The 19,062-nt window shown below is 39.6% G+C and carries 19 protein-coding genes; 6 read left to right on the top strand and 13 right to left on the bottom strand.

The genetic code is table 11. The features are described from left to right. Positions 1-17: 17 nt before the first annotated feature. The 7 genes from QM408_RS04040 to glmU all read right to left on the bottom strand — a co-directional run bounded on the left by QM408_RS04040 (position 18) and on the right by glmU (position 6,166). Positions 18-1,781 (bottom strand): glycerophosphoryl diester phosphodiesterase membrane domain-containing protein, encoded by a 1,764-nt coding sequence (locus tag QM408_RS04040; protein WP_237446800.1) that lies wholly within the window; start codon positions 1,779-1,781, stop codon positions 18-20. Between the two features lie 8 nt (positions 1,782-1,789). After that, positions 1,790-2,380: a 3'-5' exonuclease gene (locus QM408_RS04035; RefSeq protein ID WP_237446799.1), complete on the bottom strand. Its 591-nt coding sequence runs from the start codon at positions 2,378-2,380 to the stop codon at positions 1,790-1,792. A 251-nt stretch (positions 2,381-2,631) separates the two neighbouring features. Beyond that, the gene (gene rocS / locus QM408_RS04030) at positions 2,632-3,123 is read right to left on the bottom strand and encodes a chromosome segregation protein RocS (protein WP_000021242.1); all 492 of its coding nucleotides are present in this window, start codon (positions 3,121-3,123) and stop codon (positions 2,632-2,634) included. A gap of 76 nt (positions 3,124-3,199) precedes the next feature. Further along, a complete protein-coding gene (locus tag QM408_RS04025; RefSeq protein ID WP_237446798.1) occupies positions 3,200-3,892 on the bottom strand; it encodes a 5'-methylthioadenosine/adenosylhomocysteine nucleosidase in 693 nt (230 codons plus the stop codon). Between the two features lie 16 nt (positions 3,893-3,908). Then, positions 3,909-4,220, bottom strand: a complete 312-nt coding sequence (gene macP / locus QM408_RS04020; protein WP_237446797.1) for a cell wall synthase accessory phosphoprotein MacP — start codon at positions 4,218-4,220, stop codon at positions 3,909-3,911. 11 nt (positions 4,221-4,231) lie between these two features. Further along, a complete protein-coding gene (locus QM408_RS04015) occupies positions 4,232-4,777 on the bottom strand; it encodes an NUDIX hydrolase (RefSeq protein ID WP_000393819.1) in 546 nt (181 codons plus the stop codon). A 9-nt stretch (positions 4,778-4,786) separates the two neighbouring features. Continuing rightward, a complete protein-coding gene (glmU, locus tag QM408_RS04010) occupies positions 4,787-6,166 on the bottom strand; it encodes a bifunctional UDP-N-acetylglucosamine diphosphorylase/glucosamine-1-phosphate N-acetyltransferase GlmU (RefSeq protein ID WP_237446796.1) in 1,380 nt (459 codons plus the stop codon). Between the two features lie 154 nt (positions 6,167-6,320). On the opposite strand from glmU, the gene QM408_RS04005 reads away from it, so the two are divergent. From QM408_RS04005 to lysS, 5 genes are all read left to right on the top strand, one after another. Then, positions 6,321-7,121, top strand: coding sequence for a glycoside hydrolase family 25 protein (locus QM408_RS04005; RefSeq protein WP_237446795.1), 801 nt, complete (start codon positions 6,321-6,323; stop codon positions 7,119-7,121). A gap of 94 nt (positions 7,122-7,215) precedes the next feature. Then, the gene (locus QM408_RS04000) at positions 7,216-8,058 is read left to right on the top strand and encodes a DUF368 domain-containing protein (protein ID WP_237446794.1); all 843 of its coding nucleotides are present in this window, start codon (positions 7,216-7,218) and stop codon (positions 8,056-8,058) included. Further along, a complete protein-coding gene (locus QM408_RS03995; RefSeq protein WP_237446793.1) occupies positions 8,058-8,540 on the top strand; it encodes an aminoacyl-tRNA deacylase in 483 nt (160 codons plus the stop codon). The genes QM408_RS04000 and QM408_RS03995 overlap by 1 nt, the downstream gene beginning before the upstream one ends. Further along, positions 8,540-9,157: a histidine phosphatase family protein gene (locus tag QM408_RS03990; protein WP_049547266.1), complete on the top strand. Its 618-nt coding sequence runs from the start codon at positions 8,540-8,542 to the stop codon at positions 9,155-9,157. Before QM408_RS03995 ends, QM408_RS03990 begins: the two co-directional genes overlap by 1 nt. A 243-nt stretch (positions 9,158-9,400) precedes the next feature. Next, positions 9,401-10,891 carry a lysine--tRNA ligase gene (gene lysS, locus QM408_RS03985; protein WP_020902752.1) on the top strand — a complete coding sequence of 497 codons (1,491 nt, stop codon included), beginning with the start codon at positions 9,401-9,403 and terminating at the stop codon, positions 10,889-10,891. Between the two features lie 60 nt (positions 10,892-10,951). Here the strand turns inward: lysS and QM408_RS03980 are convergent, their stop codons facing one another. The 6 genes from QM408_RS03980 to QM408_RS03955 all read right to left on the bottom strand — a co-directional run bounded on the left by QM408_RS03980 (position 10,952) and on the right by QM408_RS03955 (position 17,707). Continuing rightward, complete coding sequence (locus QM408_RS03980) at positions 10,952-11,791, bottom strand: amino acid ABC transporter substrate-binding protein (RefSeq protein WP_237446792.1); 840 nt, start codon at positions 11,789-11,791, stop codon at positions 10,952-10,954. A gap of 9 nt (positions 11,792-11,800) precedes the next feature. After that, positions 11,801-12,430, bottom strand: coding sequence for an amino acid ABC transporter ATP-binding protein (locus tag QM408_RS03975; protein WP_203180450.1), 630 nt, complete (start codon positions 12,428-12,430; stop codon positions 11,801-11,803). Positions 12,431-12,439: 9 nt separating this feature from the next. Continuing rightward, entirely contained in the window at positions 12,440-13,081 is a 642-nt protein-coding gene (locus tag QM408_RS03970; RefSeq protein WP_237446791.1) for an amino acid ABC transporter permease, read from the bottom strand. A 140-nt stretch (positions 13,082-13,221) separates the two neighbouring features. After that, complete coding sequence (locus QM408_RS03965) at positions 13,222-14,451, bottom strand: tetratricopeptide repeat protein (protein ID WP_237446790.1); 1,230 nt, start codon at positions 14,449-14,451, stop codon at positions 13,222-13,224. Continuing rightward, entirely contained in the window at positions 14,441-15,607 is a 1,167-nt protein-coding gene (locus tag QM408_RS03960) for an AI-2E family transporter (protein WP_237446789.1), read from the bottom strand. Before QM408_RS03960 ends, QM408_RS03965 begins: the two co-directional genes overlap by 11 nt. A 117-nt stretch (positions 15,608-15,724) precedes the next feature. Continuing rightward, a complete protein-coding gene (locus tag QM408_RS03955; RefSeq protein ID WP_237446788.1) occupies positions 15,725-17,707 on the bottom strand; it encodes a peptide ABC transporter substrate-binding protein in 1,983 nt (660 codons plus the stop codon). A 172-nt stretch (positions 17,708-17,879) separates the two neighbouring features. Between QM408_RS03955 and QM408_RS03950 the strand changes: the two genes are divergently transcribed. Further along, positions 17,880-18,893 (top strand): lactonase family protein, encoded by a 1,014-nt coding sequence (locus QM408_RS03950; protein ID WP_237446787.1) that lies wholly within the window; start codon positions 17,880-17,882, stop codon positions 18,891-18,893. Positions 18,894-19,062 lie beyond the last annotated feature (169 nt).

Raw genomic sequence — 19,062 nt, 5'->3', positions numbered from 1 at the left:
GTTCCTCTTTTTGCTTACTAAAAATTAAAGAATTCCATGGCCTGTTTGAACAGTAAATCCGTATACTCTGGGTCTTCTTGGGCAATGGTAACCTGATCTTGAATCATTTCCAAGTCATCCGTTATCATGCCGTCTGCACCCAAATGAACAGATTTATCAAAGGACTCTGAACTATTGATGGTCCACACGTACAATTTTTGATCGGTATTCCAAAGCTTGTTGACAAAATTTTCATCCAAGGTTGAATACTCCATAGTATAACCTGTGGCCTTGGTTCTTGGAAAAATACTATTATAAGGTAGGATTAAAAAGACTGGAATTTGAGTATCGTAGGCTAAAACCTGGTCAATCACATGGTAGTCCAAGGATTGCATTTGGTGACCATTCTGCTTAAGAACAGTTCCATATTTTTCCATAAAGCGTTTCATCATATCTGGGCTATCTTTTCGACTAGTTTTAATTTCAATAAGGAGTTTTTGATGTAATTCATTGGCTTTATTGAGATAGTCATCAAAACTAGACACCTTGCTATGATAACCATTTTCTGAAATATCGAGTTTGGTCAATTCCTCCAAGGTTAAATCCTGAGGTTTGGCATTAACTCCTGTCAAATTCTTGATATTGGCATCATGCATCATGACAAACTGGCCATCTTTTGTTTCCTGAACATCCGTCTCAACGAAGTCTGGAGATAACTGAGCGGTTTTTTCTAGTGATTGGACGGTATTTTGCACACCATTCTTATTAGATACTCCCCTGTGAGAGATAATCAAAGGTTTGTTAGCAACTGGAGCTTCTAAATAAACATAACCCTCAAGAGCGAAAAAGATAGCGGCACAGCCCATCACTCCCCATCTCATCCAGTGGTCTTTCTTTCTCCTTGGTGTGATTTCTAATTCTTCTCCTGTTAAGAAGGAAACAAACTTAATGAGAAAGTAAGTCAAGGCTATGTAGTGGAAATTCTTAATCAAGACAAAGTTAATAATTCCCAGTACAAGAGATTCCTTATGGGTCAAACCATCCATCAGTGCCTGACTTGTCAAGATTGGGATCAATAAAAGAATGAAAAATATGTAGGTTTTGACGACAATCCAAAGCAAGTTCCAAATATAAAACCAGGAGTGCTTTCTTGTCTTCTCTAGACTGTATCTGACTGCTTCTTTGACTGTTTTCTTCTCAAATAAAAGCTGAGGTAGGGCAAACATCAAGCGCACTGAAATGTAAAATAGAAGTAAAGCAAGAATAGTAACCACTATACCTACTAGCCAATACTTGTCTTCCACATAATCAACGATAAAGTCCGGAATGACGATTTTATTGAGGTAATAAATCTTTAAAATCTTTCGAATCAATGGAAAGAGCATCATGATATAAAAGAAGATAAAGGCTATCTTGGAAAGTGTCGCTTGCTTCATAAACAAGAAACTTTGTCGAAAGACCTTACGACTGTACTCCAGCAAAGTTCTCTTTTCATGATAGAGTAGGTGCCGGGCTCCGATAAAGAGAAGTCCTATCTGGTAATAGGCGATCAGTAAATTAACGATTACCAGAATAAATAAAGCAAGACTAACAAAGGGAGAACCTTTTATAATGGCAAAAATATTGTTGTAAGATAGAAAGAGATAACCTGTCTGACGGAGCAAAAGTCCAGCAATCCAAGAATTAAGTGGTAACCAGACAAACTCGATCATCATGAATATCAAGAAAAAGAGAAAGAGAATTTTATCTAGATTAAAGTAGATTTTCCTAAAACCTAGATTTTTAGGTTTTTCAGGTTTCATAGGCACTCCTAGTCAAATAATTGAGACAAGTCCAAGCCGCCAAAAGGATTGTTTGATAGGCTACTTTCTGTCTCTAACAATTCTCTAGCTTGATCCGACTCTAGGAAGGACTCGTAAACACGCGCCGTCATCCGAGCATCCTCTAGACTATTATGAGACTGACCTTGAAACCCAAGAAACGAGGCAACAGTTTGCAATTTGAGATTGGCAATACCATGTAAATCCGAACTCCGACGTTCAAAAGCTTCATCATACAAATCTACCTTGTACTGCTGGCTGTAGTCTAAACCGTGGTCCTCTAAAATAGGCAAATCACTTTTAACAGCATTGTAGCCTATCATCGGCAAAGAACCCACAAACTCTTGGAATTCTTTTATAACTTCCTCCACTGGGGGAGCATCTTTTAAGGTTTCAGCTGTAATCCCAGTCAAACCATTGATAAAACTCTTTAGAGGCACACTGGTATGAACATAGGAATCATAAGCATCAATTTCCTGACCATCTCTAAAACGCACTGCCGATACTTGAATCAAGTGTGTTTGCCCTTCATGCTGATTAAATTCTAAGTCAAAAGCAATGTAATCTTCTAATCGTTCCATTCTATACCTCTCCTATACTGTTATTTTATACTCTTCGAAAATCTCTTCAAACCACGTCAACGTCGCCTTGCCGTAGATATATGTAACTGACTTCGTCAGTCTTATCTACAACCTCAAAGCAGTGCTTTGAGCAGCCTGCGGCTAGTTTCCTAGTTTGCTCTTTGATTTTCATTGAGTATTACTTGAGCAACTATACTATTTAGAAACAAAAGAAGCCATCAGGTTAGCATTTAACCTAAACAGCTCCTTGATTATCCTCCAAATAAACGAGCAAAAAAGCCTTTCTTAGTTGATTGGACTTCTTCTTTTGCTTGGTCCAGCTCTAGCTTAAGATTTTCTTGATCCTTCATGGCTTGAAGGGTCAATTGTTGCTGCTGATCGAGTTGTTTGTCTTTCTCAGCAATCTGGCGGTCTTTGATACGCATCTGCTCATCTTTTTCTGATAACTGGCGATCCTTGGCTTTTAATTGTTCATAAAGGCGGAGAATTTCTGCATTCTTCTCATCAACCAGAATCTCCATCAACTCACGTTGCTTGACATCCTCACTGACAGGCTCATCTTCAAAAATCGTTTTTTTATAGATTTCTTCTAGCTTAATCAAGCCACTTCTGGTAACGACTGTTACCCCTTTGTCATTTTTATCTGTGTCTTCTTCTGGTAATTCTTTGACACGGTTATTGATTGCTTGGCGAGATAATCCTAAGACCTCTGCAATCTCACTGACGGTCATTTCAATACTCATAATATCCTCTGAAACGTTTTCTAGCTTTTCTTTACTTAAATCTTATCATAAGCTAGAAAAACTGTCAAATTTTCGCTTAATCTAAAGCCTTCAAAAAGGCTAATAAGACTTGGGCAGAGCGACGTCCAGCTTCGATAATAAACTCATCAAAAGAGATGTTTGCTTCATGGTTGGCATTGTCACTCATAGCTCGGATAACTAAGACTGGAAGATTAAGAGCATGCGCTGCCTGAGCAATAGCTGCCCCCTCCATCTCAACGGCTAAAACTTCTGGGAAATGGGACTTAATCGCTTCTATCTTGTCATTTCCTGCAACAAAACTATCTCCTGTAGCAATCAAACCAAGATGCCAGTTCTGGTCCAATTGAGATAGACTCTCTTGAATTTTGGCAACAAAGGTTTTGTCTGATTCGAAATAAAGTGGTTGTTGTGCCATTTGTCCATAAGCATAGCCAAAAGCTGTAACATCCACATCATGATAGGCTAATTTGTCAGCAATCACAACATCCCCAACAGCAATACCTTCTGCCACTGCCCCAGCTGATCCTGTGTTAATCAAAGCATCCACTTGAAAATGATCAGCCAAAATCGCCACACTCATAGCAGACATGACCTTACCAATTCCACTTTCTACAAGAACGACTTTATGAGAAGCAATGGTTCCTGTGTGATAGGTATTGCCTAAAACAACTTGCTCCTGGGCATTGTCTAAATGCTGGACCAGATAAGCCAGTTCTTCTGACATAGCAGCAATAATTCCTATTTTCATTTCAATTCCTTTTCCATTACAAAAGTTTCATTGCTAAGACAAGCAAAATCAAGAGAAAGATGACTGCAAATAAAATCTTATTCAACTTAGAATTGAAGACATTTCTCTTGGTATTTTCAATGCGACGGCTTTTATGAATAGACGGTTCGACCTGAATCTTCAAGGTTTCCTGGCTAAAACCATGATCCTTAGGATTGGCATAACCAAAACGGGAAGAAGAGGTTAGTAAAATTTTTGTCTCCTCATCATCTAGCAAAGGAGGACCTGAAATCTTTTCGCCTCTATTAGCTCTTTCAATCATTTCATCCGTTAATAAAGGTTTACCCATACTGACCTCCTCTATTTTTTTTGCAATTCCCAATACTGAACAGCCATAATTGTCTTGGCATCGCAGATATGACCTGATTGGATTAATTCCTTAGCTTCTTCTAGGCTCACTTCAAGGACTTCCAAGGTCTCATCCTCGTCCTGCGGACGCGGATTTTCCACCTTTGTCAAATCGCTTGCTCGGTATAGTTTTAATTTTTCATTACAAAAGCCAATGGCTGAATAAAAGTCATACAAAAGTTCTAATTTCCCTGTATAGGCTGTTTCTTCCTCTAATTCACGAAGTGCTGCTGCCACAGGGTCTGTATTTTCTCCTACTTCCAGTTTTCCGGCTGGAATTTCGTAAGAGACAGCCTCGATGGCTTTGCGGTACTGCTTAACCAAGATGAGTTTTTGTTCATCCGTTACTGCTAAAACACAGACAGCTCCATTGTGGAAAATCAAATCCCGTTGGGCAGTTCCCTTGCCTTCTGGTAATTCAACCTGATCTTGAACCAGTTTAAAAATTGGTCCTTGATAGATTTCTTTTCGGCTAAGCGTTTTTTCTTCAAATTCCATGACAGACTCCTACTGATTCTTAGGATGATGAGGAAGGCGAGTTGCATATTCGTCTTTGTTAACCTGACGACCGCGTCCAATGGCAATCGCATCTGCTGGAACGTCTTTGGTAATCGTTGAGCCAGCACCAACGAGGGAATTGTCACCAAGTTCTACTGGCGCAATAATGGTTGAGTTTGAACCAACAAAGACATTGTTTCCAATGACTGTCTTGTATTTGTTTTTGCCGTCATAGTTGACTGTAATGGTTCCAGCACCAAAGTTAACATGGCTACCCACTTCACAGTTTCCGATATAAGTCAAATGACCAGCCTTAGTATTCTCGCCGATAGAAGACCCTTTAACCTCAACAAAGTTACCAATATGGACTTGGCCACCTAGAGATGAACCTGGACGAATGTGGGCATAAGGACCGACTGTCACACCGTCTGCAACACTACTTTCTTCAATCATTGAGTTGGTAATAACAGCTCCTGCTCCGATAGTGCTATCCACTACATAAGTACCATTTGTCAAAACAGTCTCAGCACCAATTTTCGTTTGCCCCTTCAAGGTAACATTGGCTTCGATTTGAACTTCAGGAGCAATCTCAACATCAATATCGATATAAGTTGCTTCTGGATTGACAAAGCTAACACCGTTGACCATGTGTTGGTGATTGATGCGGCGACGCATAACCGACTCAGCTGTCGCAAGTGCTACACGGTCATTTACTCCAAGACTCTCATCAAAATCTTTCAAAGTATAAGCGCCAACTTTTTCACCAGCTTCTCGGAAAATGCCAATGACATCTGTGATATAGTATTCACCTTGAGCGTTGTTGGTATTGATATTTTTCAAAGCCTCAAACAAACGCTCGTTATCAAAAATATATGTTCCAGTGTTGATTTCCTTGATTTGCTTTTCAAAATCTGTAGCATCCTTCTGCTCAACAATACGAAGGACCTCCGCATTGTCATTACGAACAATTCGTCCATAGCCAAAAGGATTATCCGTTTCAGCAGTCAAGATAGTGGCCACATTTTTATGATTGATGTGAAAATCAATCAAGTTTTTCAAGCTTTCACCTGTGATTAAAGGAGTATCCCCTGCAATGACCAAGGTGTGACCTGACAAACCTTCTAAGATAGGCTCCGTCATCATAACTGCATGGCCAGTACCCAACTGTTCAGATTGAGTCACAAATTCTGTCTGTCCAGCCAAGACCTGCTCAACCAATTCCGCCTTGTGTCCTACAACTGTTACTGTCTTTTCAGGTTGGATAGCTCCCACACTACGGAAAACATGTTCCAGCATAGAAATACCCGCAACCTTGTGCAACACTTTTGGCAAATCAGATTTCATGCGAGTCCCTTTACCCGCTGCTAAAATAATGGCATAATTTGACATAATCTTCTCTTTTCTCTAGAAATTCCCTTTTATTATACCATATTTCAAATCATTCCGCGCCCTTGAATGAAAAAATGCTCTAAAGTCCTTTCTTAACCCATTTTTTGAGTATTTTTTTTGATTTTTTCTCATTTTTAAGGTAAAATTATGAGATATGAGAAAGAAAATAAATCCACTTATTTTGTTTGGTTTTTTGGGGATTATGATTTTCATTTTAATCCTGAATCGCCCTCGTTTTGAGGACCATCCTGTAAAAACAAAGTCAAATATCGCGCAAGTAGAAACGCAAGCGCTACATAATATAGATAAACCGGTGATTGATGTTTCTGGTTGGCAACGTCCTGAGGAAATTAATTACGATACTCTCTCCCAAAACATTTCTGGAGCTATTGTTCGCGTCCATAGTGGTGCTCAAACGTCCAAAGAGAACGATGCTTCCTATGTTAATGGTGTTGATAAGGCCTTTAAAACCCATATCACTGAGTTTCAAAAACGAAATGTCCCAGTTGCTGTCTATGCCTATGTAGCCGGAAAAAATGTCCAGGAGATGGAAAAAGCTGCTGAGGTATTCTATAACGCCTCTTCTCCATACAGTCCAAGTTACTATTGGCTAGACGTGGAAGAAAAAACCATGTCTAATATGAACGACGGTGTTGAAGCCTTCCGAGCAAAGCTTGAATCACTGGGTGCTAAAAATATCGGAATCTACGTTGGGGTCTACTTCATGGAAGAGCACAGTATTGATACAGACAAGTTTACCTCTGTTTGGATTCCTTCCTATGGTTCTGACTCAGGATTTTACGAAGCTACTCCTAAAACTGATTTAGATTACGACATTCACCAGTACACGTCTAAAGGAAAAATTGCTGGCTTTGACCACGATTTGGATATCAACGTTATCTCTGCCTTAAAGAACAAAGAAGAAACCTTTAGAAAACTCTTTTTAAAACCTTAAAAGCATTTGTTTATCATTTGCTTTTTCTTTTTGTGTTTGATTGTGTTACAATATAGTAAGGATTTTTTGAAATAGAAATAGTTGGAGGAAAAATATGTTTTCATGGTTAGCACGTGTTATTAAAGGGATTGTCATTGCTCTTGGATTTATTCTACCGGGAATTTCCGGAGGGGTTCTAGCAGCAATCTTAGGAATTTATGAACGAATGATTGGCTTTCTGGCCCATCCCTTTAAAGACTTTAAAGAAAATGTTTTGTACTTTATTCCAGTTGCCATCGGTATGCTTCTGGGAATCGGCTTATTTTCCTACCCGATTGAATACCTGCTTGAAAATTATCAGGTCTTTGTCTTATGGAGCTTTGCAGGTGCCATCATTGGTACAGTTCCTAGCCTTCTCAAAGAATCAACTCGAGAATCTGACCGAGACAAGATTGATTTAGCTTGGTTCTGGGCAACCTTTATCATTTCTGGACTAGGTCTCTATGCCTTAAATTTTGTTGTTGGAACCTTAAGTGCCAGCTTTCTTAATTTCGTCCTAGCTGGTGCACTGCTGGCTCTTGGCGTATTAGTTCCTGGCCTCAGTCCATCAAATCTCCTTTTGATTTTGGGTCTCTATGCTCCTATGTTGACTGGTTTTAAAACCTTTGACCTCTTGGGAACCTTCTTCCCGATTGGAATCGGGGCAGGTGCAACTCTCATCATTTTTTCAAAATTGATGGATTATGCCTTAAACAACTATCACTCACGCGTCTATCATTTCATCATCGGTATCGTCCTATCAAGTACTCTTTTGATCTTGATTCCGAATGCAGGAAACGCTGAAAGTATCCAATACACTGGTATTTCTCTTGTTGGGTATGTCATCATCGCCTTCTTCTTTGCTCTGGGAATCTGGCTTGGTATTTGGATGAGTCAATTGGAGGATAAATATAAATAATGGCAAAAAAAGTAAAAATCAAAAAAACATTGGTGGAACAAATCCTGTCTAAAGCAGGTATCCCACATCAAGGGATTCAAATCAATGCCCTTGAAGGAGAACTTCCTCAAGATTATGAACGAGATCAGATTTTCAAAACCTTGGCTCTTTTGGGAGATAAAACAGGATCGATTATCGGAATTGTCCCTATCACTCAACACTTGTCTGAAAAGAAACTAGCTAAAATTTCTGGCAATAAAAAAGTGAGCATGATTCCCCAAAAGGATTTGGAAAAAACAACTGGTTACATTCATGGAGCCAATAATCCTGTCGGAATTCGTCAGAAACACAATTACCCCATTTTTATCGATAAGATCGCTCTAGACTTGGATCAAATGATTGTCTCTGCTGGAGAAGTTGGTCACAGCATTATCGTCGCACCACAAGACTTGGCTAGCTTTGTAAAAGCTGACTTTGCAGATATCTTGGAGGACAGTAAGTAATGAAACTCTACTTTGTCCGCCACGGTCGTACAGTCTGGAACCAAGAAGGACGCTTTCAAGGTGCTAGCGGAGATTCTCCCCTTCTTCCTGAATCTATTGACACCCTAAAACAACTAGGGCAGTATCTCAAGGATGTTCCTTTCGATCAGATTTATTCAAGTGATTTACCTCGAGCGGTCAAATCTGCTGAGATTATCCAAAGTCAACTCAAGACACCCTGTCCTTTAGAAAGTGTTTCTAATCTCCGTGAATGGCAGCTGGGGAAGTTAGAAGGTTTGAAAATCGCAACCTTGGAAGCTATTTACCCGCAACAAATCAAAGCTTTTCGATCTAATCTTGCTCAATTTGACACTCAAATGTTTGGAGCCGAATCCCTCTATAGCACCACGCAACGGACCATCCAATTTATCAAATCATTAAAAGATAGTCCAGCTGAGCGTATTCTAATTGTCGGTCACGGCGCTAATCTTACTGCTAGTCTTCGTACTCTCCTAGGTTATAAAGAACCTCTTCTTCGTAAAGATGGCGGTCTAGCAAATGCCAGCCTGACCATTCTAGAAACCCATGATTTTGAAACATTTACTCTCGATACTTGGAATGATACTTCCTATCAATAACAGAACTTGATTTTATACTCAATGAAAATCAAAGAGCAAACTAGGAAACTAGCCGCAGGCTGTACTTGAGTACGGCAAGGCGACGTTGACGTGGTTTGAATTTGATTTTCGAAGAGTATTAGCGTCAAGTTCTTTTTAGTTTTTAAAGATTATCCGTGAATTTCTTGGCTATTTATGATAAAATGGGAGTATCGCAAAAAATGACTCATCGTATTCAATTTTGAGTAAAACTAGGAGGATCCCATGTCAACAGAACATATGGAAGAACTAAATGACCAGCAGATCGTTCGCCGTGAAAAAATGGCTGCGCTTCGTGAACAAGGAATCGATCCTTTCGGAAAACGCTTTGAACGCACTGCAAATTCACAAGAATTAAAAGATAAATATGCCGACCTCGATAAAGAACAATTACATGATAAAAACGAAACAGCTACTATCGCAGGACGCTTGGTAACCAAACGTGGTAAAGGTAAAGTAGGTTTTGCCCACCTTCAAGACCGCGAAGGTCAAATCCAGATTTACGTTCGTAAGGATGCTGTCGGTGAAGAAAACTATGAAATCTTCAAAAAAGCAGACCTTGGTGACTTCCTTGGTGTCGAAGGTGAAGTGATGCGTACAGATATGGGAGAACTCTCTATCAAAGCTACTCACATCACTCACTTGTCTAAAGCACTTCGCCCACTCCCTGAGAAATTCCACGGTTTGACAGACGTTGAAACAATTTACCGTAAACGTTACCTTGACTTGATTTCTAACCGTGAAAGCTTTGAGCGCTTTGTCACTCGTTCAAAAATCATTTCTGAAATCCGTCGTTACCTTGATCAAAAAGGTTTCCTTGAAGTGGAAACACCTGTTCTTCACAACGAAGCTGGTGGTGCGGCAGCCCGTCCATTTATCACCCACCACAATGCCCAAAACATTGATATGGTGCTTCGTATCGCAACTGAGCTTCACTTGAAACGCCTTATCGTCGGTGGTATGGAACGCGTCTACGAAATTGGCCGTATCTTCCGTAACGAAGGAATGGACGCTACTCATAACCCTGAGTTCACTTCTATCGAAGTTTACCAAGCTTATGCAGACTTCCAAGATATCATGGACTTGACGGAAGGCATTATCCAACACGCTGCTAAATCAGTCAAAGGCGATGGTCCAGTCAACTATCAAGGTACTGAAATCAAGATTAACGAACCATTTAAACGTGTTCATATGGTGGATGCTATCAAAGAAATTACTGGTGTCGATTTCTGGCAAGACATGACTTTCGAGGAAGCCAAAGCTATCGCTGCTGAGAAGAAAGTTCCTGTTGAAAAACACTACACTGAAGTTGGCCACATTATCAATGCCTTCTTTGAAGAGTTTGTTGAAGAAACCTTGATCCAGCCAACCTTTGTCTATGGACATCCAGTAGCTGTATCTCCGCTCGCTAAGAAAAATCCTGAAGACGAACGCTTTACTGACCGTTTCGAGCTCTTCATCATGACTAAGGAGTACGGTAATGCCTTTACTGAGTTGAACGACCCAATCGACCAACTTAGCCGTTTTGAAGCCCAAGCTAAAGCTAAAGAACTTGGTGACGATGAAGCAACCGGCATCGACTATGACTACATCGAAGCTCTTGAATACGGTATGCCACCAACAGGTGGTTTGGGAATCGGTATCGACCGTCTCTGCATGCTCCTTACTGATACAACAACTATCCGTGACGTATTGCTCTTCCCAACAATGAAATAATCACTTATCCTCTGGCTCTTGTCAGGGGATTTTTCGATGCAAAAAGAGATTGAGGAAAACTCAATCTCTACTTTTCACTTCTTTGGTTGCTACATCTTCTCCAAACCATTTTTGGCTAATTTCTTGGAACTTCCCTTCTTTGTACAGTTGAACAAAGGCTTGGTTTAAAGCTTGTAGTAATCTCTTGTCTGCTGGTCTAACTCCGACCGCAAAGGATTCACTTTCAAATCCTGCTGAAAAGACATTGTAGTCATTTAATATCCCCTCAGACTGGAGATAGTAATTAGCATACACTCGGTCAATCAACAAGGCATCAATCCGATCATTTTTCAAGTCAATCAAGGCCTCATTAAAACTCTGGTACTGATTAGCCTTCTGATCTTTGACACGATTTTTCAGTAAATCTGGCTGGGCTTCAAAGTCTAAATAACCAGAGGAACCTGCTTGGGCTCCCAAGGTCTTATCCTTCATATCCTCTACTGAACGAATCTGCTGGCTTTTCTTCGTAACCAGAACTTGCTGATTTTCCATATATGGAATGCTAAAGGCAACTTTCTCTCGGCGTTCATCAGTGGCAGAATAGCCATTCCAGATGGCATCAATGGTTCCATTTTGCAGTTCCGTCTCCTTCATATCCCAGTCAATGGGTTGAAATTGAACCTTAAAACCTAATTTTTCAGAGACAGCTTGTGCTAAGTCAATATCAAAGCCTGTATATTGGCCATTCTTTTCTTCAAAACCCATGGGTACAAAGGTATTGTCAAAACCAATAGTAATGGCCCCCTGCTCTTGATATTTATCCCAGTTATCCTGCTTTGGATCACTAGCCTTCTGAGTACAAGCTGTTAAAAAAAGAGTCAGGAGAGAAACCAATACTAAAGCAATTTTCTTATTAGTCATTGGCACCTCCTACTTGGGCTCAACCTTGAGAATCTGATCTGCGATATTTTCAGCGAACTGTAAATCGTGGGTAACCACAATCTGCGTCATGCCAAGTTCCCTATTTTGCAAGATCAGTTTTTCCACTTCCAAGCGCAATTCTGGATCAAGTGCAGAAGTTGGTTCATCGTAGCCAATGATTTCTGGGTCAATCATCATAGCACGCGCTAAGGCTACCCGCTGCTTTTGACCACCAGATAGTGAGAAAGGATAGGCGTCTGCATGACCAGCCAGTCCTAATTGTTCCAAAAGCCCTCGCGCCTTCTTCTCAGTCTCTTCTTGCTTCATTCTCATGGTTTTTACGGGCGATAAGGTCAAATTGTCTAGAACGGATAAATGAGGAAAAAGTTGAAAATCTTGGAATACAAATCCCAGTAAATTCCGCTTCTCTAGTTCATCCAGTTCTAAAGATTCTCCATTATAAAAGATTTGCCCTGAATCAATGGTTTCAAGACCCGCAAGCATACGTAAGAGGGTTGTCTTACCTCCACCAGAAGGCCCAACGATAGCTAGGATTTGCTTTTCAGGAATTTTTAGACTGAAATTGGATAAAATTTGCTTTTCACCAAAGACTTTATTGATATTTCGTAATTCTAACATGGCAGCCTCCTATCTATAGTAACTGTACTTCTTCTCAACTTTTTTGGCAAGAATGGTCACAATCCCAATCAAAATCAAGTAAATGGCTCCTGCTAAGAACATTGGAACCAGACTAGCATCACGGTTTGCAGCTGTTCGACTCGCCAAGATAAGGTCTGAAATACCTAGAGCATAGACCAGAGAAGTATCCTTGACCAAACTCATGACTTCGTTAAATACGCTAGGAAGAACAATCTTGGTCACTTGGGGCAAGATAATATAGCGTACTGTGTCAAAAGGACTGAATTTCAAGACCTTAGCAGCCTCATATTGACCGTTAGGAATGGTATCAATCCCTCCACGGAAGATTTCAGCAAAGTAAGCCGCATAATTCAACACAAAGGCAATGATAGCCGCAGGAAGACGGTCCAAACGAATCCCAATAGTTGGCAGCACATAATAGATAAAGATTAATTGCAAGAGCAAGGGTGTGCCTCGCATAATCCAAATATAAATATTAATCAAATGATGGAGGGGCTTCCAATGGACTTGCAAGGCAAAGGCAATCAAAACGCCCAAGGGAATAGAAAAAATCAAGACCAGTGCAAAAACCTGCAAAGTCATGCTTGCACCGCTCAATAAACTCGGTAATATCTCAAACAAATAAGACATACTGCACCTCCTAAAAATAATTGTTCCTATTATAGCATAAATAAACAAAACAACCAAGAATTTTTGTAAAAAAATTCTCTTTGAAAAAGAAAAACTATATCTATCAAAAATGATTAGATACAGTTTTTAAAAAAATATTCTTACAATCTCTCAAATAGTTCTTGCATTTGCACATCATCTGGAACTAGTTTTAAGTAAGTTTGAGCATTGACTTTTGCTTCTTCAAAGTAGCCCAATTCACGCAAGAGATAGATATAGTGTTCCAGAAACTCTGGATTGTCCTTCAAATCTCCTACTAATTCTTGGTAATGCTCGTAGGCAGTATCCAAATCGTCCATCTCTTGATAAGAACGAGCAATCATCCACTTGGTCAAAAGATTCTCTGGCTCATCACTTTGTAAGTCTAGAATATCCTCATAGCGCTCCTGTTCTAGATAAATAGTTGCTAAACGGAGTAAAATTTCTTCTGTGTCCTCAGCGTCTGCTTTAGCAGTAAGGAGGTAGTTTTCTGCACTACTGGCATCATGCAATTCATAAGAGAATTGTGAAGCAGCTAGCAAGAGGCGAGTTTCAAAGGGATTTTTCTCTAAGCCTTGCTTAGCGATACGTAGGGCTTCTTGAACTTGATGTTCCTTATGTAAGGCCTGACTATAACCATATTCATAGCCTTCAAAGTCAGGAGAAATGGTATCAAGCTGCTTAAAATAGAGGACAGCTTTTTGGTATTCTTCTTGATCAAAGTAAAGACTGGCCAACTCAAAAGCTGTTAGGTCATCGTATTCTAACTCCAGGGCTTTTTCTAAAAACTCTGCAGCCGTTTCAAATTTCCCCAACTGTGCATAGGCAAAGCCAATCCGTTGATAGGTAGAAATGCCTGTTTGCTCATAAATAGTACGATTATCTAACTGGGCATAGCCTTGAATGGCCTCTTGATAATTTTCCAACTCACTATTCAACTCTGCTAATCCCAATATCAAGAGAGGATCCTCTGAGTAAGTCAAGGCCTCCAATAATTTCTCACGCGCCACATCTGTCAAACCTTCCAGCTGGTAGAGGTCTGCTTTAAGAGCCAAAGCCGAAACATACCAGTCACTGTCAGCTTGGATTTCCTCAAGATAGGCAAAGGCTTCCTCGATTTGACCATCCTCGCTAGCAATAGCTGCTAGATTAAGATGAACCTCTGGAAAATCCTCTACAATTTTCAGGTAAATTTCCTTGGCCTGAGGATAAAAACCAATCCCTTCAAGATAAGTAGCTAACTCATACAGAAGGTCACTTGGATCATTTTCTAAAGCTTTAGCGAAATAATGCTCAGCCTTGGTTAAATCTTGCTCTTCCAAAGCCTGTAACATCTGTTGACTATTGTTCACTCTTGACTTCCTCTCCCTCTAGTTCATATAGGCCACTGACTACCTTGTACCATTCGAAAATGGCTGAAATGACAACTTTAGCAGAGGCATAAACCGGAATACCGAGCAAGACTCCACAGATACCAAACATGGATCCTGAAGTTAACAAGACAAAGAGAACATTAATGGGATGGATATTTAATTGACTTCCCAAAATCAATGGAGAGACAAAACGGCCTTCAATAGTTTGTTCTACGATAAAGACAATCACTACTTTCAAAAGCATGACTGGACCAGCAATCAAACCCAATACTAGAGCAGGGAGCATGGCTAAGAAGCTACCAAGATAAGGAACCAGATTTAGAATACCAGCAGTAACACCCAGCGTAACCGCATAGCGTAGACCAATGATCTTGAAGAAGATCATAAACATTACCGCAACAATAATAGCCACTGTCACTTGCCCTCGAACATAGTTGGACAACTGCTGATTCACATCTGATAAAACTTGTCCAACAGGTTCTTTCAATTTCGTTGGCATGAATTGGGTCAAATAGTGACGCAGGCCTTTCCCATCACGTAAGAGATAAAAGAGCATGAAAGGAACGATAATCAAGGCAACAATCACTTGAGATGCGCCGCTAATAAATGCACTCACCCAGTTGACTGCCTGAGATGAAACCTTGCTCGCCCAAACTGTAGCCTGACTAGAGAAGTTTGTCAAAACTTGTTCTAACTGAGGCCTGAAATCATCTGGTAAACGCTTGGTTACCAAATCATCAATAACCCTGTCAGCATCTTCAAGATAGATTGGTACATTTCTTGCAAATGTTAAAACTTGACGTTGCAGATTTGGAATAGCTACTGCCAAGCCCCAAATGATAAAAAGAGCGATGATGACAAAGACAATAGTGATAGCTATAACACGATTCACCTTATGCTTCTCCATCCAATCAACAATAGGATTTAATAAATAATATAGCAAACCAGATAGAATGACTGGCAACATCACGACCGCCAAAAAGTCTAAAACAGGTGAAAATAGAAAACTAATCTTACTTAAAATAAAAAGATTCAGTCCCAATAATAAGGTCACCAAAAATACCGTAATGGCCTTATTATCCAAAAACCACTTGAAAAACCAAGATAGGCTAAAATGTTTCTCTTTTTGCTCCATAAATACTTCCTTTCTATTGTTCTCTCATTATACCATTTTTAAATCAAAATAACTCTTTTTTAAAGTGCTTACATGGAGACAGCAACATAAAAAATCTCCTCAAAAGAGGAGATTCGATTAGTCTTGAATATGACGGTCTAAGTTCTTCTGATAATCAGCATTGGATTTGGCTTTTTCATCAGCAAATTTCTTGCGGAACTCATCCATTTCTTTAGTAGTGACAATCTTATCTTGGATTTTCAGATACTTGTAGCTATTTTCACTAGTCTTGTCACCTACCCAGCCACCGGCACCACTGCCAGGAACCATTTTCGTCACTAGCATTTGAGCACCATCAGAGTATACTGGAATAACAAGTGCACTATCTGACAACCAAGCTTGAGCCTTAGAATATTTGGAATAACGTTTTTGAAGGTCTGTTTTCTCACTATTTGCATCATCAATCAATTCTTTGTATTTATCCAATCCAACTGTTTTAATAACTGGATTGTCTGTTCCTGGTGCCACACCAAGAGCACTTAGGAGACTTGGACCTGAAGTTGGATCAAATACATCTAGATAAGTCGATGGATCTGCAAAGTCTGGAGTCCAACCACTGACTGCATTAATATCCCAGTCAGTATTTGCATTGGAAGTAGCTAGAGTAGTCATACTTCCCAATTCGTCATCAGAAACTTGTTGAATATCAACAACTACATTGTCAGAGCCTAAGGCTTCCTCAATGGATTGTTTATAAGACTGAACCTGACGAATAAAATCTGGATTTGATGAAGAAATTGGCAAATCTAAATGAATTGGGAACTGTACTCCTTCAGCTTGAAGGGTTTTCTTAGCAGCTTCAAACTTAGCTTTGGCTTTATCTACACTATGTAGTGAATCTTGGGCATCATCAAGACTGACATCTTTCCAGACATTATCCAATTTATCCAATTCTGTCTTAGTAACTTGACCAAATGTTTGATCTCCTACTTGAACAAATGTTGGAGGAGTGAAACTTGTCCGTAACTTACGAGGTCCTACTTCATCACCAAATACTTGAGAGATCCCTGCTTTACGATCTACCGCAAAAGCCAAGGCTTGACGGAAATCTTTGTTTAACAAGGCTTTCTTAGTAGAAGTTTTTTCTGCATCACTTGTTTTAGCAGTGTGATTGTAATTTACACGGTCGATATTGGTTGAGATATAAAAAACTCCTCCACGCTGTTGACCATACACAATATCATCCTTGTATTTTTCTTTTAGACGTTCATAGTTAGCAGAGTTTTTAAAGAGTGGTGCAGCTGGATAGTGTCCCTCATCAAAACCGCGTCCTAGAGAGTCTGCATCTTGACCATCAAAGAAGGATAATTTGATATCATCAATAAAGACATTTTGTTTATCCCAGTAGTTTTGATTTTTGGTCATTTCGATAGAAGACTTAGATGTAAGACCTTTGAGGAGATAAGGCCCATTGTATAGAATGCTCGTTACATCCGTTGGTTTACCAAAGTCATCTCCTTTAGAAGCTAAAAAGTCTTCATTAACTGGTGCAAGGACTCCCATTGTTGTTTTTGAATTCCAGAAAGATTCTGGATGATTCAAAGTATAGACTACAGTATAATCGTCAGTTGCTTTTACCCCAACACTAGAAAAATCTGTTGTTTTCCCATTTACATAGTCATCCAATCCTTTGATAGAATCCTGTACGAGATAAAGAGCCTGTGATTTCTTATCTGCTGCATGTTTCAGACCAGTTACAAAGTCCTGAGCCTTGACTTCACCATACTCTTCCCCCTCATTGGTATACCATTTGACACCCTGACGGATTTTATAGGTATAGGTTAAACCATCTTTGGAAACAGTCCAATCTTCTGCAACTGATGGAACCAGATTGCCATATTGGTCATTTTCAAGCAAACCGTCAATAACGTTACCTGTGACCTGTTTAGTGCTGACATTTCCAGAAACTGTATAATCCAGAGTCGAAGGATCTGATGAAAATACATAGGCATAAGTAACTGGTTTATTTGCTTCTTTATTAGCATTACCAGATGAACACGCTGCTAGGACAGCTGCCGAGAGTACAGCAACTCCTGCTGCTAAGAAAACACGTTTTTTCATAAACAAACTCCTTTACAATTTGTATAGGATTATTATAGCACTTTTCAAAAGGAAATCAATACAAAAACAAGTTAAATTTAATATTTTATTATGTTTAATTATGCGTTATAGAATTCCTCCAACTACAATTTTTGTGATATAATAGTCTTATCTTTTATATAGAGGTAAAGTTATGAAAGAAACTGTTTATTTTGGAACTTATACACGTCGGACTTCTCAAGGGATTTACAAGGCAGACTTTGATACAGAAACTGGTCAGCTTTCAAATCTAGAACTTTTTGCTACTGAGCCAAGTCCAACCTACCTTGCCTTTGACCAGCACCAGCATTTATACACTGTTGGTAGCCAAGACGATAAGGGAGGAATCGCTGCCTATCAAACTGACGGGACATTATTAAATCATGTCGTGGAAGAGGGAGCACCCCACTGTTATGTTGCAGTTGATGAACAGCGTGATTTGGTGTACGCAGCAAACTACCACAAGGGACAGGTCCTTGTTTATAAACGTCAGGAAGATGGTCGTCTTCTACTTAGTGATGTGGATCAACACAGTGGCCAAGGTCCACATGAAAATCAAGCTTCTCCACATGTTCACTATACAGATTTAACACCTGACAACTATCTAGTGACCTGCGACTTGGGTACTGACCAAGTCATCACCTATGATCTTGATTCAGAAGGAAAATTATCTAAGCTCTATACCTATCATAGCCAGCCAGGAGCAGGCTCACGCCATATTATTTTCCATAACCATTATAAAATTGCTTATCTCATTTGTGAACTCAATAGCACTATCGAGGTTCTAATCTACGATGGTGTTGGCGAATTTGAACGCATGCAAGTCATTTCAACTCTACCAGACGGTTATGAAGGTTTTAATGGTACTGCTGCTATTCGTCTCTCTAAAGATGGTAAATACCTCTACGCTTCTAACCGTGGTCATGATTCTATCGCGGTATATACAATTCTTGCGGATGGAAGCTTAGAGTTGTTAGAAATCGTTCCGACACATGGTCAGACTCCACGTGATTTTGATTTGACACCAGATCAAGAATTTGTCATTGCTGTCCATCAGGACTCTGACAATGCAACCGTCTTTAAACGCAATTCTGAAACTGGACGTCTAGCAGAACTTTCTAATGACTTCCATGTACCAGAAGCAGTCTGCATCAGTTTTGCTCCTTAAGAAAACATAAAAAATGAACTTGGTAACTCAAGTTCATTTTTTTGGCTCTATAATATTTGTAGTGGGTAAATCTCCTATAAATATTATGGAGCCTATTTTTGTGTAGAAAAAAAGTCCCATATGACCTATAATGAAAAGCGACGAAACAACTCATTAGAAAGATTCATAT

The organism is Streptococcus mitis (assembly GCF_047464965.1).
GTDB lineage: Bacteria > Bacillota > Bacilli > Lactobacillales > Streptococcaceae > Streptococcus > Streptococcus mitis_DU.
The sequence above is the reverse complement of the archived record's forward strand: the minus strand, read 5'-3'. Positions and strand labels throughout refer to the sequence as shown.